Raw genomic sequence first — 17,178 nt, forward strand, 5'->3', positions numbered from 1 at the left:
TCTGGACACGATTGACACCACCTTAGAATAATCGAAAATATTCTTACTAGTTAGCTCGGATGTTGCCCATGAACCGTCGCGACGTGAGAACCAAAGCCCTCCGGACCCTCATTCCCGGCTTTTCCGGCACAACGGCCCCGCGTTGGGTCGTCGACCTGCTCGACGAAGGCATCGCCGGTTTCTGCCTGTTCTCGTACAACATCGACAACCCCGACCAGGTCGCCGAGCTGACGGCCCAGCTGCGCACCGCCAACCCGAACGCGCTCGTCGCCATCGACGAGGAGGGCGGCGACGTCACCCGCCTGCACACCGCGACCGGCAGCCCCTACCCCGGCAACGCGGCGCTCGGCGCCGTCGACGATCCCGAACTGACCCGCGCGATCCACCACGCGATCGGCGCGGAGCTGCGCGACACCGGTTTCAACCTGAACTTCGCGCCCGCCGTCGACGTCAACGTCGAAGACGACAACCCCGTCATCGGCACCCGCTCGTTCGGCCGGGACCCGCACGCCGTCGCCCGGCACGCCGCCGCGGCCGTCACCGGGCTGCACCAGGCCGGGGTCCTCGCGTGCGCCAAGCATTTCCCGGGGCACGGCGCTACCTCCGTCGACTCCCACTTCGAACTGCCCACGGTGGACGTCACGATCGACGTGCTCCGCGAGCGCGAACTCGTGCCCTTCCGCGCCGTCATCGGCGCCGGAATCCGGATGATCATGAGCGGCCACATCCGCGTCCCGGCGTTGACGGGGCAACGGCCCGCGACCCTGAGCCGCGCCGCCATGCACGACCTGCTGCGTGGCGAGCTCGGCTTCGACGGGGCGATCATCACCGACGCGATCGAGATGCGCGGCGTCAGCGGCGACATCGGGCTGCCCGCCGCCGTCGTCGAGGCGCTCATCGCCGGTTGCGACCTGATCTGCACCGGCGGCGAGATGCAAAAGGACGGACCGCTGACCGACGTCGTCAACGAGACCGTCGACGCGATCGTCGCGGCCGTGGACGAGGGACGGCTTCCCCTGTCCAGGCTCGAGGCGGCGAACCGCCGCGTCACCGAGCTGTTCGACGGCGTGACCGACCTCGGCGACGCCCAGTCCGCGCTCGGCCTCTCCGCCGCGCGCCGGGCCCTGAGGCTCGAGGGCGAACTGCCCGCGTGGGACAACCCGCTCATCATCCAGATCGACTCCGCCGCCAACATCGCGGTCGGTGAGGCGCCGTGGGGCATCACCCCGCTCCTCACCAAACGACTGCCCGATGTGGATGTTCTACACGCGGACCAGGACGGGCCGGGAGTCGAGGCGTTGACGGCCGCGGCGCGCGGGCGTGCCGTCGTCATCGTCGCCCGGGACAGCCACCGCACGCCGCACTCGCGCGAGATCATCACGGCGCTGGCGGGCTGCTCGCGCGCCGTCCTCGTCGAGATGGGATGGCCGGCGCCGTGGCGTGCGGAGGGCCTGACGGCGTACCTCGCGACGTACGGCGCGGCGTCGGCGAACGCGACGGCGGCCGTCGAAGTGCTGCTTGGCGACTGAAGCGTCGACGGTTCCGTCCCGGACGCCGTTGTCGCGGAACGGAACCGAAGGCTCGGCGGCAGTCGATGACCGCCGCCGAGCCCATTTCGAGAGAGACGCCAGGCGGGACGAGCCCCGAGGGAAGCTCGCTCGACACCATGAGCTTGTGAAGGTGTAGTGCCGATCACATAGCGCGTTTCTTCTTCCTACCACGTGGCCAGCGCCGAGGGAAGACCTCGTGATCATCGAAAACGTGCGACCCGGNGCCGGGCCTCGACGCATCGATGGGGCGACGTCACCAACGCAGGAGCGCGACGAGCCCGTCGGCCCCGTCACCAAGGCGTTCGGCCTCCTCCTCGCGGAGCATGGCGACCTCGGTGCCGTTCCGCAGCGCCAACTCGACGAGCCGCTCCCCCATGTGCGGTTCCGGCATCATGTCCTGTTCGGACGCTCCGGGCGGGACGACGCCGTCGGCGGTGTACTGACCGTCGGCCGACCGACACCCCGTCCACTCGTGCCCCTCGCTCATCAACAGCACCTCGGCCTGGCCCTGCTGGATCGCCGCGAGGGTCTCGTCGAGCCCGCGCGCCGTTCGCTTCGTCTCGGTCGCGCGCATGACCAGCGCGGCCTCCGCCTCCCGACGGCCCTTCTCGAGGTCCGGCAGGACCGTGTCGATGAGCATCGCCGTGGGGACGTCCCACAGGACCTGCTGCGCCCGGACGACGCGCGGCCGGTCCCCGTTGACGTGTTCGAGGACCGCGTCGACGAGCTGCGGTTCGCCGGTGACGACGAGGTACTCCCACTCCTGGCCGTCGGCGTAGCGCCGCAGCGTCGTGTGGGTCGTCGACAGGAACTGTCGAATGTGTTCGTTCAGTTTGGACTCGAAGAGTTCGCGGTGCGAGACGCCGTGCCTGGCGAACGGGGAGCCGGACGTGGCCGGTCCCTTCATCTCCGCCCACTCCTCGGTTCCCGCGTCGTACTCGACGGTCGCGAGTTCCGTGGCGAGGCCGAACCGGAAGTCGACGATCCGCAGGCCATCGCGGGCGGCGACGGCGATACCGGCGGGTGAGCCCTTCGACCACCACTCGAACAGGGGTCGGATGTAGGCCGAGTCCTCGCAGGTCACGAAGTCCTCCGTCGGCAGTTGCACCGAGACGCGGTGCACTTCGCCGTCGGACAGCGGCGCGAACAATGCCCGACCCATGCCGCGCGTCGTCGGGTCGAGGAGCCAGTCGCGGTCCTCGCCGAGCGCGTCGATGCGCCGCCGCATGCGGTCGATCCGTTCGCGCGAGCCATTGTCGCTCATGCGCTCGGTCAGCGCGCTGATCTGGTGCTGAAGCCGCAACCGCCACGCCTGCGGGTCCGAATCGCCCTGCGGGTCGGCGTTCACGTACATCGACAGCACGCCGTGCGGGTCGTTCAACTGGGACAGCTGCGCGAAGGTGTCGCGATCGAGAGTCATGACGCTCCTTGGGTCGCGTCGCCCACCCGGACGGATGGCGTTAACGATGGATTCGTCCAGCCAAGCACTGACGACGCCGACACTTGGGCGATTCGCGGCAAATGGCCCGCCGCCCGGCGAGACGTGCCACGGGGACGTCGCGTCATCGGGTGGACGGCCCGCGCACCGTCGAGCGCCTTCCTCCGGTTCGAGGAGGAACGGCGAACGGCCCGCGTCGCCGAGCCCGATCCGAGTGGATCGCGCCCGATCGCCCAACGACGCGGGCCGTGTCAATGCCCCCGGAAGCCCGGGGTTCGTGGTTCGGCCGGGTGGGGAGGGCACCCGACCGAAAAAATCACACCTTCGTCACGCGAATGGCGTCCGCGAGGACGTAGCCGGCGCCGTCGGTGCGACGGGAGACGGACACCAGGTCCCGCTGCCCCGCCGGCAGCGTGAACTGGCCGAGCCCGACCCATTGACCGCCGTTGGAGGTCTGGTCGACGGTGACGGCGTGGTCGCCGTCGCCCGCGTGAACGGTGAACGGCGCGCTCGGGTTGTAGCCGGGGAGAGCGCCGTGCCAGGTCTCGATCGAGTAGACGCCCTCCTCCGGGATCTCGGCGGAGAAGACGGCGGTGCCGTCCTCGGCCGCGGGAGAGGCGAACGCGTAGTTGTCGCCGTGCTTGTCGGCGGCGTAGCTGGACAGGGCCCAACCGGCGCCCATGGTGAAACCGGCGTCCCCGTTGTCGATCGTGACGGACCAGGCGCCAGGGTTGCCCCCGCCGTCGAGGACCGCCTGAACGTCGGCGCGCAGCTGCGGCAGCATCGCGTAGAACGCCTCGCCGGGGCAGGCCGTCGCCACGAAGTCGCGGTGCCCGTAGATCTCGCTCGACGGGATGCCGTACTGCTGGCAGATGTAGGCGCAGAACGTGACGAGGCTGTCGTACAGGGCCGCCGGCGGCGTCTCGGAGGTGTAGGTGCCCTCGTTCTCGATGCCGATGCCGTCGGTGTTGGCGCCGGGGGCGTGCGCGCCCTGGACCATGCCGGAGCCGGACGACAGGTGGTCGAGGCTGGTGTGCCGCCCCTCCATCACGTAGCCGCCGCGGCTGACGGTGAAGTGCTGGCCGGAGTCGGCCCAACCGTTGCCGTCCATGTGCCAGCCCTGGATGTCACGGGCGAGCTGGAACGCGGCCTCCTTCGACGTGTCGGCCTGGTTTGCCGAAGCCGTGTGGTGGATGACGATCTTGTTGGCGCCGTTCGGAAGTTGCGTCAGCCCGCCGGGCGCCCGGGCGCCCCAGTCCGCGCAGCCGGCGATATCGGGGCTCGGGACGTCGGCGGAGGCGCTGCTCGTCGTCAGGATCGTCGCGCCACCGACCGCGGCGCCGACACCGACGACGACCGCGCCGCGCAGGGCGGCCCGTCGCGATATTCGGGGACTTGGAGACATCAATACTCCCGTTCGCTGGAATGGAATTCTTACCCGGTACGCAAATACCGATTGAAGGTTTCTACCACGCCCCGAAACATATCGAAAGACCCAAAACCATCGAATATGCATGAATTATGAGAAAGTGTCGAGAGTCCCCAACAGACAGATCGAAGTGGACTCGGTGCCCACTGCCGAAGAGTCGGTAACGTGCGGTTTCTCGACGATCACACCGCAACCCGGAGTCGATCGACCATCGCGGCGCCCCGGCGGAATACGCCGACTCCGGGCACTTCGAAACGGCGCGCCGGCCGCCGCGCGTCCCATTCGGACGCCGTCCCGCACACCATCCACTTCAGAGGCATGGACAGGACACGGGTCCAGCCCGATGTTGCACAGCTTCGCATGAGACGGCGGCGATTCGCGTTCCGGACGTCGGCAGCGGCGGACATCGGCGAGTCCGGCCCGACCGTTCGTCGGGTGAACGTCTCGGGTCCACCGAGTCGAGTGACCCGCAGACCCGAACGACGGCATGGCGCAGAGCGATCGAGGGGGTGGGAACGCGCGTCCCCACCCCCTCGCTAAGTCGAACGGTCTAGCCCTGACCGCGAGCCGCCGCCGTGGCCGTCTGAGCGAGCGTGCGGATCTGCCGCAACAGCACCGACAGCGACGCCAGGTCCGGGCTCGCCGTCGCGAACTCCTCCATCGATCCGAGCACTCGGGCGAGGGAGGTCTCGTTGTCGATCTGCCACGTCTGAACGCGCTCGACCGCGCTGTCCTCGGCCGACGTCGACACCAGGATCTGCGCCGTCAACGCCGCGAGCGTCGAGTACAGGTCGTACCGCAGCGCCATCCGCGCGAGGGTCTGCCACCGGTCGTCGCGGGGCAGCGCCGAGATCTTGTTGAGAATCGAGTCGGCGCCGAACCGCGCCGCCATCGTGTAGTACACGTCCGCCGCGACCTCGACATCCACATCGGCCACGTGGGAGACCTCGACGACGTCAACAAGCCCGAAGCCGTACATCAGGCCCGCGACGCGAACCGCCAGGTCCTCCGGGACTCCCTTGTCGACCAACTTGCCCGCGTACTCGCCCAGGCCGTCCCGGTCGCTGCCCTGGAGGGTGTCCGCGATCCGGGGAAGCATCTCGGCCAGGCCGGACTTGTAACGCTCGATCTCCGCCGAGACGTCCAGCGGGAGTTTGCGGTTCTGGATGAGCCAGCGCACACCCCGGTCGAGAAGCCTCCGCACCACGAGCAACGTGGCCGTCTGCGCCGCGAACGGGATCTTGTTGTCGAGCGCCTCGACCTCCTGCCAGATCTCCTTGAGCCCGAACACTTCCCGAACAATGACGTACGCGCGCAGCACGTCGGCCGAGTCGCAACCCATCTCCTCCGAGACACGGAACACATAGGAGGTTCCGCCTCGGTTGACCGCCTCGTTGACGACCGCCGTCGTCACGATCTCGCGCCGCAGCGGGTGCTCCGGCATGACATCGACGAAACGCTCGCGCAACGGCGTCGGGAAGTAGTCGCTGAGGACCGGGATCGTCCACTGTTCGTCCGGCAGCGCCGACGCCAGGATCTCGTCGGCCAGGCCCAACTTCACGTAGGACAGCAGGACCGCGAGCTCCGGCTCGGTCAGGCCCCGGCCCTGCGACTTGCGGGTGCCGATCACCTTGTCGCTCGGGAGCGCCTCCAGTTCCCGGTCGAGACCCGCCGTCGTGGCCAGATGGTTCATCAGCCTGCGGTGCACCGACAACAACTTCGACGACTGCGCGTTCGCGTTGGCGAGCGCGACGTTCTGGTCGTAGTTGTCGCGCAGCACGAGACTGCCGACCTCGTCGGTCATCTCCATGAGCAGTTCGTCACGATCGGCCGAGGGGAGCGCGCCGGTCGTGATCGCCCGCGACAGGAGGACCTTGATGTTGACCTCGTGGTCGGAGCAGTCGACGCCCGCCGAGTTGTCGATGAAGTCGGTCGAGATGTGGCCGCCCTTGCGGGCGAACTCGATCCGGCCGCGTTGGGTGAAGCCGAGGTTGCCGCCCTCACCGACGATCGTGCATCGCAGTTCGCCGCCGTCGACCCGCAGCGGGTCGTTGGCCTTGTCGCCGACATCGGCGTTGGACTCGGACGAGCCCTTGACGTAGGTACCGATACCGCCGTTCCACAATAGATCCACTTTGGCCATGAGGATGGCGTGGATGAGATCGTTCGGCGCCAGGCTCGTCACGTCGTCGTCGATGGCGAGCGCCTCGCGCATCTGCGACGAGATCGGGATCGACTTGAGCGTCCGCGGCCAGACGCCGCCGCCTTCGCTGATGATCGACTTGTCGAAGTCGTCCCACGTGGTGCGGGGCGTGTCGAACAGTCGACGCCGCTCCGCGTACGCGGCCGCGGTGTCGGGGTCCGGGTCCACGAAGATGTGCAGGTGGTTGAACGCGCCGACGAGGCGCGTGTGCTCGGAGCACAGCATCCCGTTGCCGAAGACGTCGCCGCCCATGTCGCCGATGCCGACCGCCGTGTGGTCCTGCGTCTGAGCGTCGACGCCGAGCTCGCGGAAGTGCCGCTTGACGGACTCCCACGCGCCGCGTGCGGTGATGCCCATCTTCTTGTGGTCGTACCCTGCCGAACCACCCGAGGCGAAGGCGTCGCCGAGCCAGAAGCCGTAGCTCTGCGCGACCTCGTTCGCGATGTCGGAGAACGTCGCGGTGCCCTTGTCGGCGGCGACGACGAGGTAGGTGTCCTCACCGTCGCGGCACACGACCTCCTGTGGGGAGACGACCTTGCCCGAGGGGTCGATGTTGTCCGTGACGTCGAGCAGGGCCCTGATGAAGGACTTGTAGCAGGCGACGCCCTCGGCGTGCAGTTCCTCCCGGTCCGTCGGCGGGTTCTTCAGGACGAAACCGCCCTTGGCGCCCACCGGGACGATCACGGCGTTCTTCACCATCTGCGCCTTGACGAGACCGAGGATCTCCGTGCGGAAGTCCTCCCGGCGGTCCGACCAGCGCAGGCCACCCCGCGCGACCTTGCCGAACCGCAGGTGCACACCCTCAAAACGAGGCGAGTAGACGAAGATCTCGTAGCGCGGACGCGGCGCCGGAAGGTCCGGAATGGACTGGGCGTCGAGCTTGAACGCCACGTAGGACTTCGGACGGCCCGAGTCGGATCGCTGGTAGTACGAGGTGCGCAGGGTGTTCTGGATCAGGCTCAGGTACGAGCGCAGGATCCTGTCCGCGTCGAGACTCGGGACTGCCTCCAGGCCCTCCTCGAACTCCGCCTGGAGCTTCTCGGCCGCCTCGTCGCGCGCGGCCGACGTCAGTTGCAGTTCCGGGTTGAAGCGGGTCTCGAACAGCGAGACCAGCAACTCGGCCAGGTTCGGGTGCGAACCGAACACCGTCGCCATGAAGCGCACCGAGTGCACGCTTCCGGCCTGGCGCAGGTACTTTGCGTACGCCCGCAGGATGACGACCTGGTGCCAGGTCATTCCGGCGCGGAGCACGAGCTCGTTGAAGTCGTCGGTCTCCGCCTCACCGAGCCACGCCCACATGAACGCGTTCTCGACCATGACCCGCACCTGCGGGACCTGGATCTGCGGATCCGGCAGTTCCAGACCGAAGTCGTGCAGGTAGATCGTGCCGTCCTCGCGCTCGATCTCGTACGGTCGCTCGTCGGTGACGGTGACGCCCAACGAGTGCAGCACGGGAAGCACCGTCGACAGTTTCATGGGCTCGCCGAAGCGGAACACTTTGAATCGGACGTCCGTGTCGCTCTTGCGGCGGCGGTAGAAGTGCAGCGCGAGTTCACCCGGCTCGTCGACCAGTTCGAACTTCGCGAGGTCCTTCGCGGCCTCGAACGGCGAGTGGCTCGCCTTGTAGCTGCTCGACAGGGCGTTGACGTACCGCTTGAACAGGTCCTGCGACTGGTCCTCGCCGAGCTTGCGGTCCAGCAGCAGCTCGAAGTCGGCCTCCCAGGAACGGGTCGCCTCGATCAGTTCGGCCTGGATCGAGTCGGTGTCGATCTCGCGGGACGGCTGCGCCGGGTCGGTACGGACGGTGACGTGGATTCGCGCCAACACCGAGTCCGAGACGTGCGTGGCGAAGTCGACGCCGACTCCGTGCAGACGCTCCTTGAGGATGTTCTGGATCTTGACGCGGTTGTCGGTGTTGAACCGATCGCGCGGGAGGTAGACCAGACACGAGATGAACCGGCCGTAGGTGTCACGGCGGGTGAACAGTCTCAAGCGGCGGCGGCCCGCCAGCCGGAGGACGGCCATGGCGGTGCGCAGCAGGTCCTCGGTGCGGATCTGGAACAGTTCGTCCCGGGGGTACGTCTCCAGGATCGCCATCAGATCCTTGCCCGAGTGGCTGCGGGGCGCGAGACCGGAGCCGTGCATGACCTCGGCGACCTTACGCGAGACGACGGGCAGCACGCGCACGGACGACAGGTAGGCCGATGACGTGAACAGGCCGAGGAAACGCTTCTCCCCCACCACATTGCCGTCGGCGTCGAAGGTCTTGATCCCGATGTAGTCCATGTAGGAGTTACGGTGGACGGTCGATCGGGAGTTCGCCTTGGTGACGATGAGGAGACGCTTCTCCAGGACCCTCTCGTGGGCCTCGGGCGTCATCGTGCTCAACGGCTTCGGACCGGCCTGGTCGGCGCGCAGCAGACCGAGGCCGGACCCCATCCGCGCTTCCAGGGCGAGGCCCTCGTCGCTGTCGACCAGGTCGTACTCGCGGTATCCGAGGAACGTGAACTGGTCGTCGGCGAGCCAGCGAAGGAGCCCACCGGCGTCGGTCAGGTCCTTCTCCGGAACCGGCCACTGTGGGCCGTCGGAGTCGATCTCGTTGGCGAGATCGAGCGCGGCCTTGCGCATCTTCTGCCAGTCCTCAACGCACTCGCGGACATCCGTGAGGACGCTGTGAACGACATTGTGGATGTCCTCGGCCATCTCGGCGCCACGGATGCGGTCGATCTCGACGTGCATCCAGCTCTCGATGACCGTGTCGACGTCCTCCGGCTTCGCCGGAACGACGTCCAACGCGCCCATGACTTCGCGCTTGACCGGCACCTGCGGGTGCACGATGAGGTGTACGTCGATGCCTCGGGTGGTGAGGGCACCGGCGATCGAGTCGACCAGGAAGGGCATGTCGTCGGTCGCGATGTCGATCGACGTGTGCACCAACGCGGGGTTCGGCGTCGAATAGGGGTCGGAATCGGGCAACTCGGGCGTCGTGACGGCGAGTTTCACTTCACCTGGCGTACGCTGCCACGCCAGATCACGATGAGCCACAGTGGCGTCGAAGAGGTCGCGGGCCCGACGACCCATCAGGTCTTCGTCGGGAACCAGCCTCCAGTAGAGCCGCACGAGCGCGGCCAAGTCGTGGTCGTCGGCGGCCAGCTCCGCCGCCTCAGCGATCAGACGCTCCCGATTGGGAAGCTCCTCGTCGAATCCCCGGTCTTCCTCGTCCGACACTATCGCCAACACTGTCTGCTAGCTCCCATGTTCATTCGTACCCACGCCGCTGTGGGTAGCGCTATTAAAGAGCCTACGTCCGACCGTCAGGAATCACACATGATGTCGGCCTCACGTGGCGGGGGGCACCGCAACCTCGCGGGGGTGCTGGTCGTCGGTGTTTCATCAGGTGAGGACGGCACCGAGTGCCATTCTCGGCAGGCGACACAAAGGAATGGAGCCTCAGGCGAGCGCCCGCGCCAAGGTCTCCACGATCGCCGCCGCGTATTCGCCGTCGGGGTCGTAGTCGGGATCGAAGACGGTGAGCTCCATACCCAGACATTCCTCATAGGAGGCACAGACGCGGATGAGCTGTTGAAGCTCGCTGTGGGCGATGCCGCCCGGATCGGGGCCGTCGACGGCGGGCATCACCGACGGATCGAGGACGTCGACGTCGACGTGCAGCCAGAAGCCGGCGACGTCGCCGAGTTGGTCGATCGCCCATTCCGCGCTGCGGGCGGCGCCGGCGGCCCGCAGTTGGGGCACCGTGCGGTGCGCGATGCCGGACGCCGTCAGTTCGACGCGGTGCTCGTCGCCGTCGCGGATGCCGAGGACGGCCACCCGCGAGGCGTCGAAGTACGGGCGCTGCCCGTCGATGTCGGTGAGGTCGGGCTGGCCACGGCCGGTCACGAGGGCGAGGTCCTCCCCCGCCGCCGCGCCGACGTACGCGGAGTTGCCGGGGTGCCGGAAGTCCGAATGTCCGTCCACGAAGATCAGACCGTGGGCGCCGTCGGGACCACTGCGGCGCTTCATCGCCAGGGCCGAGCCGATCAGGATCGAGCAGTCGCCGCCGAGCACGATCGGCCAATCACCGGCGTCGATGATCGCGTCGATGCGATCGGCCAGGGCCCGGGAGTAGCCGGCGATCGCCGCCGCGTGACAGACGCCGTCGCCGGGCCGCCAATCGCCGGGGTCGAATCGGGGTGGCGTGAGACAACCCGCGTCGCGGGCGGACAGTCGGGCGACGAGTTGGTGATCCCGCAATGCCCCGGGGGCCTTCGCGCAGCCGGGAACGCTTCCCGGTGTCGGAGGACGAAGGCCCAGGTTCGAGGGCGCGTCCACAATGGCGAAGGATCTCACCATTCAAGGAAACCACAAAACCGCGCAGGGCAGCCCGCGTGCCGTTGGATGGGATGGCCGGGGCCACCGAAAACGGCCGAACGGTGGAGGGCGCGGCGCCGTGCGGTCGGCTTTGACGCCTGCCCCGTAACCTCGCGAATCGTCACGGCCGGTATGGGTCGACGCGTCGCGCGTTCGCGAGGCGGAGGCGCCCCCGAGCACCGGTGTCGTCGTCAGTGACACCGATGACGAAACGAGGCGCCCCCGGAGCGCGCGGCGGGAGAACCGCGTCCTAGAAGAGAACCGACGCCAGCTTGCGGCGGGCGGCTGCCACGGTCGGATCCTCGGGGGACGCGACGAGGAACAGGTCGAGCAGGTGCTTGCGCACGCGGTCGCGGTCGTCACCGGCGGAGAACTGGACCAAGGTGATGAGACGCGAGTACGCGGCCTCGGCGTTGCCCGAGATGACCTCGATGTCGGCGGCGAGCATGCCCGCGTCGAGGTCCTTCGGGTCGGCGGTGGCGCGGGCCATCGCCGCGTCGGCGTCCGCCTCCGTAACGCGGCGCAGCAATCGGACCTGCGCCAGCCCGGCCTCGGCGTCCACACTGCCGGGGTTCTCATTGAGGTACTGGGAGAACGCCGCCTCGGCCACGTCGTATTCGCCGTTGCTCATCGCCTCCTCGGCGGCTTCCAGCTGCGGGTCCACGGGAATCGCGGGCGGCTCCCCGCCGGCCAACGACACGACCTGCCCAATCCATTGGCGGGCAAGCTGTTCGGGAACGATTCCCTCCTGCACGTCGACAATCCGGCCCTGCCACAACGCGACGACCGTCGGCACCGAGCGCAGTTGCAGGCCCATCGCGAACTCCTGGTTCTGCGCCACGTCGGCGCGAGCCAGGGTCCAGGTGCCACCCGACTCGGTGGCGAGCTTCGCGAACAGGTCGACCGACTGCACGCTCTCGGGCATCTGCGCCGCCCAGAAGATGACGACGACCGGGTTCGACAGGGACCGTTGCAGGACTTCGGATTCGACCGTCGCGTCGGACACGTCGATGACGGCGACGCCCGGACCGGCCGCGGCGGGCTCGGTGGGAGCCTCCTGCCGCTGCGACGGCGCGGACGTGGCGGTCTGAGCCAGGGAGGACAGATCGACGGCCCCGGCCAACAACCGCTGCGGAGCCTGGTTCGGGTCATGCGTATTCATGCCGTTTAGTCTCGCATCACCGACCGAATGGACGCGAAAGGCTGCCCCGTCGCCGAGGCGGCCCCACGAATCGCGCCGCGCGGAATCGCGGCCGGGTCGATCGGGTCGGAGCCGGTGCCCACCGAACGACGAACGAGACCGTCGCCGTCGAACCTCGCCCACCCGTGATCGTGCGAGACGGTTCGCCTCGCACGATCACTTGGGCCCTTGTCAGCCGACCAGGGTCGGGTCGTAGACGCCGGGCTTCGTCTCCTGCTGTGGCGCGAACGCGAAGCCGTACCAGGAGTTGACCGCCGAGGCCTCGCCGGAACTCGGGTACGGGTTGGTGCAGCCGGTTCCGGCACTGCCACCGGACATCAGGATGGCGCAGTTTCCGTTGTAGTTGTCGCCGAGGCCGTGGCCGTGGCCGATCTCGTGACTGACGATGCGGAGGGCGTTGTGCCCGGCCGCGACGTCGTTGTTGTCGATGTAGATCGTGGCGCAGCCGAGACCGCACGGGTAGGCGCGCGAGCCGCCGCTGTTCGTCGCGTAGATGACGATGCTGCCACCGCTGGACGTCGACACCATGTTCAAGTTCGGCACGGCGTTGTTCCAGATCTGCGCCGCGCTGTGGGACTGGCTGACGTAGCCGTAGGCCGTGTAGTAGACCGTCTGAGCCTGGGTGGTGGGCTCGGCGTTGGCGGCCGTCGCGCCGGCGGCCTGCACCGTCAACAGCGCGAGCGCGGTGACGGCGGCACCGGCGAGAAGTCGTCTGACGTAGGTGATGAACACAACTGTCTCCTTTAGAGATGGTCTTGTGTCGCAAATAGATTAAGCGAGCGGCCGTCGCCACCACGACGATTCCGACACGCCGTCGCGACTTCAACCAAAAGGGACGTTATCGGGACAGAGACCCGCAAATCAATAGATAAGCATGAATATCTCGTTTCGGTAATTCACTGATTACGCGGAGATCTCCCTCCCTCACTCACACCGGGAACCGCGCGCCGACATCGACGTCGAGCTGCCCCTTGACCGAAACCGAACCGATGGAAAATCTGCCGAAAACGTTATCCACGCGGTCACTCGATCAGTGCTAATGTCCCGCCTCAGCACGACTGTGTGTCCGATCACATCCGTGTCGACCTACCCGCACGACAACCCCGGAGGACCCGTGTCTCCCCGCGACCGAAGCACCAACACGGATCGCAGCTGGGCCAATTGGCTGCTGCTGCTCCCGATCGTCATCCCGCTGATGACCTTCCTGTTCAACAAGGACGAACCCCGCGTGCTGGGATTTCCGACGTTCTACTGGCTGCAACTCGCGTTCATCGTGATCGGAGTCGGCACGACCACGCTCGTCTACCAGATCACGAAAAAGAAGAAGGGCCGGTGACCTCCGATGGCCGACCTGAACTGGATCCAACTGACCGTCTTCGCCGCGCTCTTCCTCGTCGTGTCGGGGATGGGCTTCATCGCCGCGCGCTGGCGGCGGCCCACCGACATGGAACACCTCGACGAATGGGGGCTGGGCGGCCGCGCCTTCGGCTCCTGGATCACCTGGTTCCTCGTGGGCGGCGACCTGTACACCGCTTACACCTTCGTCGCCGTACCGGCACTCGTGTGGGGCGCCGGAGCGCTCGGCTTCTACGCCCTACCGTACACAGTGGTCGTCTATCCGCTCGTCTTCCTCGTCCTCATCAGACTCTGGTCGGTGTCGAAGCAGCACGGCTTCGTCACCCCGGCGGACTTCGTGCGGGCGCGCTTCGGCTCCCCGACGCTCGCCCTGATCGTCGCGGTCACGGGCATCGTCGCGACCATGCCGTACATCGCGCTGCAACTCGTCGGCATCGAGGCCGTCCTCAAGACGATGGGCGTCCACGGACACCTGCCGATCATCATCGCCTTCGCGATCCTCGCGGCGTACACCTACCAGTCGGGACTTCGCGCCCCCGCGCTGATCGCGTTCGTCAAGGACATCCTGATCTACCTCGTGATCATCGTGGCCGTCGTCTACATCCCGTACAAGCTCGGCGGCTGGGACGTCATCTTCGACTCGGCGGAGGCGAAGTTCGAGGCCACCGAGGCGCCCGGCGACGGCCTTCTCCTCAATGGCGCCAACCAGTTGCAGTACATCTCGCTGGCGTTCGGGTCGGCCCTGGCGCTGTTCCTCTACCCGCACTCGCTGACCGGCGTCCTCGCTGGCAGGAGCCGCGACGTCATCAAGCGGAACATGTCGGCGCTGCCGGCCTACTCGTTCGTCCTCGGCCTCATCGCCCTACTCGGGTTCATGGCGATCGCCGCGAACACCCAAATGGTCGGCGAGGACAAGAACACGATCGTCCCGCAGCTGTTCAGCGACATGTTCCCCGACTGGTTCGCGGGCGTCGCGTTCGCGGCGATCGGGATCGGGGCGCTCGTCCCGGCGGCGATCATGTCGATCGGTGCGGCGAACCTGTTCACCCGCAACATCTACAAGGAGTACCTCAGGAAGGACGCCACTCCAAGACAGGAGGCGAAGGTCGCGAAACTGGTGTCGCTCATAGTGAAGGTCGGCGCGGTGGCGTGCATCCTGCTGCTCGACACCCAGTTCTCGATCGACCTCCAACTGATCGGCGGCGTCATCATCCTCCAGACGCTCCCCAGTGTCGCTTTGGGACTGTTCACCCGATGGTTCCACCGTGGAGCGTTGATCGCGGGTTGGGGCGCGGGCATGGTCGCCGGGATGGCGATGCTGTACAGCGTCAAGAACCCCGTGACGGGCGCCCCGTTCGGCGGTTCGGCGTATCCGCTGGCCGACCTCGGCATCGACACGCCGATGACGATGTACGTCGGCATCCTCGCGATCGCGGTGAACCTGATCGTGGTGGTGATCGCGACGTTCGTGCTCAGGGCGCTCAAGGTCACCGACGGCGACGACGCCACGAAACCCGCCGACTACTTCGTCGACGAGGACGACACCCCCGACACCGAGGCGAAACCGGACGAGGACAGCGCCCCCGTCGCCGCCATGGTCTGACGCGAACCGACGCTGTGGGGGCGGGCCTTCGCGGCCCGCCCCTTCCCCGACCCCACGACACTGAAACGCCTCAGCGTCCGCTCCGGTTGTCCCCCGTTGAGGCGGAACCACCCGTCAGGCGGCCCCCATACCGCGTCCACGACCTCGGGGGAAGAGCTGTCGGGTCGTCGACCGCGTCATCGAAACGCCTGCGCGCCTGAGGATCACCGCATTGACGTCAACCGAGACGGGCTCACCTGGGACGACGAGACGGCCTCTAGGCTGCCAACCGTGCCATTCGACATCGAGATACGCGAACTGGGCCGCGACGACTGGCGGCTGAAGAAGGAGCTACGGCTCGCCGCCCTCATCGACTCCCCCGCCAGCTTCATGGGCTCCTACTCCAACGCCGCCGTTCGAGACGAGAACGCCTGGCGCGACTGGATGTCGTCCGGCATCGCCCTCGCCGCGTTCGACGCCGGCTCCGCGATCGGTCTCGCCGGCGGACATCGTCCACCGCACCTCGCGGGGCACGCCGAAGTCGTGTCGATGTGGGTCGCGCCGACGCACCGCGGCCGCCGTGTCGCGGGCGCCCTCCTCGATCGGATCGTCGCGTGGGCGGCGGCCAACGACGACCCGGGCGTCTACCTCGAGTTCGTCGCCACCAACGACGCCGCCCGCGCCACCTACGAGCGGCACGGCTTCGTCGCGACCGACGAACCGGCCGGCATGGCGAACGCGGTCGTCATGCGACGAGCCCTCGCGCGTCAAGCGGTCTGAGCCGACCGGGAATGATCCGCCGCCCGCTCGCGTTGACAACCCCATGTCCGAATAAAGCGGAAGGATGACCAGTGCAGGATCCACGGCAGCTGTATCAGCTCGACCCCGATCTGCCGGACCTGACCGGTGCGGTGATGCTCCATCAGTTCGACGGGTTCCTCGACGCCGGTTCCGCCGGCGAGGGAGTGACGAGGCACCTGTTGCAGGAGTTCGACAGTCGTGTCATCGCGACCTTCGACGCCGACCAGTTGATCGATTACCGCTCTCGGCGGCCGAACATGCTGTTCTCCACGGACCATTGGGAGGCCTACACCCAACCGGAGATCGTGCTGCATCTCATGCGCGACGACCGGGGGACTCCGTTCCTGCTGTTGACGGGGCGCGAACCCGACACGCAGTGGGAACGTTTCGTCAGCGCGGTGATCGGCATCGTCGGCGACCTTGGCGTCAGCAAAGTCATTGGGCTGCATGGAATCCCGATGGGTTCCCCGCACACGCGTCAGCTGGGCGTGACGTCGCACGGCACCAGCCCGCACCTGCTTCACGAGGCGGGCATGTGGGGTCCCGGGAAGCTTCAGGTGCCCGGCAGCGTCAGCTCGCTCCTCGAGTACCGCCTCGGCCAGGCCGGATACGACGCGCTCGGCTTCGCCGTCCACGTCCCGCACTACCTCGCGGAGTCGACGTACCCGTCGGCGTCCGTGACCCTGCTCGAACACATCTCCACCGCCGCGGGGCTCACCGTCCCCGACGAGGAACTGCGTGAGACGGCGCGCCAGGTCAACGCCGAGGTCGACGAGCAGGTCCGCAACTCGACCGAGGTCTCCGACGTCGTGGAGGCCCTGGAACGCCAGTTCGACATGTTCACCGAGTCCGCCGCGCGACGCAGCCTCCTCGCCGACAATGACGGTCGCCTTCCGACGGCCGACGAACTCGGCACCGAATTCGAGCGCTTCCTCGCCGAGCAGCCGGACCAACGCGACGACCGCCGGGGTTTCTCGGCCTAGAGCCTGTCGGGTCACCCGGCGGTTCGGCTCCGGCGGCGTCGACGGTGTTCATGGTCGAACCGCGGACACGGCTCGACCACCGGCCGCGTCGTCGAAGTCCGCCCTGCTCCAGCACGCCAGAAGGCATGGCCGACAACGGTTTGCCGGAACTAATCGCCTCGCACGACCTGAGACGACCTCTGGACGCGTTCGGTTCGACGCGGGTTCCCGGTCAGTCCTGGTCACGCGTTTCAATCGACCTCCGTCGGGCGCGCCGCCTTGTCGCGG

The 17,178-nt window shown here is 67.5% G+C and carries 10 protein-coding genes and 1 pseudogene; 5 read left to right on the forward strand and 6 right to left on the reverse strand.

All coding sequences use genetic code 11. The annotated features are described in order from the left end of the window. The first annotated feature begins 83 nt into the window (after positions 1–83). Positions 84–1,529, forward strand: coding sequence for a glycoside hydrolase family 3 N-terminal domain-containing protein (locus ACM9NP_RS17175; RefSeq protein ID WP_415647735.1), 1,446 nt, complete (start codon positions 84–86; stop codon positions 1,527–1,529). Between the two features lie 274 nt (positions 1,530–1,803). On the opposite strand, the gene ACM9NP_RS17180 is transcribed toward ACM9NP_RS17175, so the two are convergent. From ACM9NP_RS17180 to ACM9NP_RS17205, 6 genes and pseudogenes are all read right to left on the reverse strand, one after another. Next, positions 1,804–2,970, reverse strand: coding sequence for a VLRF1 family aeRF1-type release factor (locus ACM9NP_RS17180; protein ID WP_415647736.1), 1,167 nt, complete (start codon positions 2,968–2,970; stop codon positions 1,804–1,806). A 334-nt stretch (positions 2,971–3,304) separates the two neighbouring features. Then, complete coding sequence (locus ACM9NP_RS17185; protein WP_415647737.1) at positions 3,305–4,393, reverse strand: golvesin C-terminal-like domain-containing protein; 1,089 nt, start codon at positions 4,391–4,393, stop codon at positions 3,305–3,307. Positions 4,394–4,967: 574 nt separating this feature from the next. Continuing rightward, on the reverse strand, positions 4,968–9,860 hold the full coding sequence (locus ACM9NP_RS17190; protein ID WP_415647738.1) for an NAD-glutamate dehydrogenase: 4,893 nt from the start codon (positions 9,858–9,860) through the stop codon (positions 4,968–4,970). A gap of 216 nt (positions 9,861–10,076) precedes the next feature. Further along, positions 10,077–10,970, reverse strand: a pseudogene (locus tag ACM9NP_RS17195) (arginase family protein); the annotation flags it as partial. 268 nt (positions 10,971–11,238) lie between these two features. Next, the gene (locus ACM9NP_RS17200) at positions 11,239–12,150 is read right to left on the reverse strand and encodes a tetratricopeptide repeat protein (protein WP_415647739.1); all 912 of its coding nucleotides are present in this window, start codon (positions 12,148–12,150) and stop codon (positions 11,239–11,241) included. 210 nt (positions 12,151–12,360) lie between these two features. Then, positions 12,361–12,921, reverse strand: coding sequence for a snapalysin family zinc-dependent metalloprotease (locus ACM9NP_RS17205; RefSeq protein WP_415647740.1), 561 nt, complete (start codon positions 12,919–12,921; stop codon positions 12,361–12,363). 346 nt (positions 12,922–13,267) lie between these two features. On the opposite strand from ACM9NP_RS17205, the gene ACM9NP_RS17210 reads away from it, so the two are divergent. The 4 genes from ACM9NP_RS17210 (at position 13,268) to ACM9NP_RS17225 (ending at position 16,911) form a co-directional block, all read left to right on the forward strand. Continuing rightward, the gene (locus ACM9NP_RS17210; protein ID WP_415647741.1) at positions 13,268–13,525 is read left to right on the forward strand and encodes a DUF3311 domain-containing protein; all 258 of its coding nucleotides are present in this window, start codon (positions 13,268–13,270) and stop codon (positions 13,523–13,525) included. A gap of 6 nt (positions 13,526–13,531) precedes the next feature. Further along, positions 13,532–15,148: a monocarboxylate uptake permease MctP gene (gene mctP / locus ACM9NP_RS17215; RefSeq protein WP_415647742.1), complete on the forward strand. Its 1,617-nt coding sequence runs from the start codon at positions 13,532–13,534 to the stop codon at positions 15,146–15,148. Between the two features lie 270 nt (positions 15,149–15,418). Beyond that, positions 15,419–15,907, forward strand: coding sequence for a GNAT family N-acetyltransferase (locus tag ACM9NP_RS17220; RefSeq protein ID WP_415647743.1), 489 nt, complete (start codon positions 15,419–15,421; stop codon positions 15,905–15,907). Positions 15,908–15,978: 71 nt separating this feature from the next. Next, a complete protein-coding gene (locus ACM9NP_RS17225; protein ID WP_415647744.1) occupies positions 15,979–16,911 on the forward strand; it encodes a PAC2 family protein in 933 nt (310 codons plus the stop codon). Positions 16,912–17,178 lie beyond the last annotated feature (267 nt).

Source organism: Stackebrandtia soli (assembly GCF_965137155.1).
Lineage (GTDB): Bacteria > Actinomycetota > Actinomycetes > Mycobacteriales > Micromonosporaceae > Stackebrandtia > Stackebrandtia soli.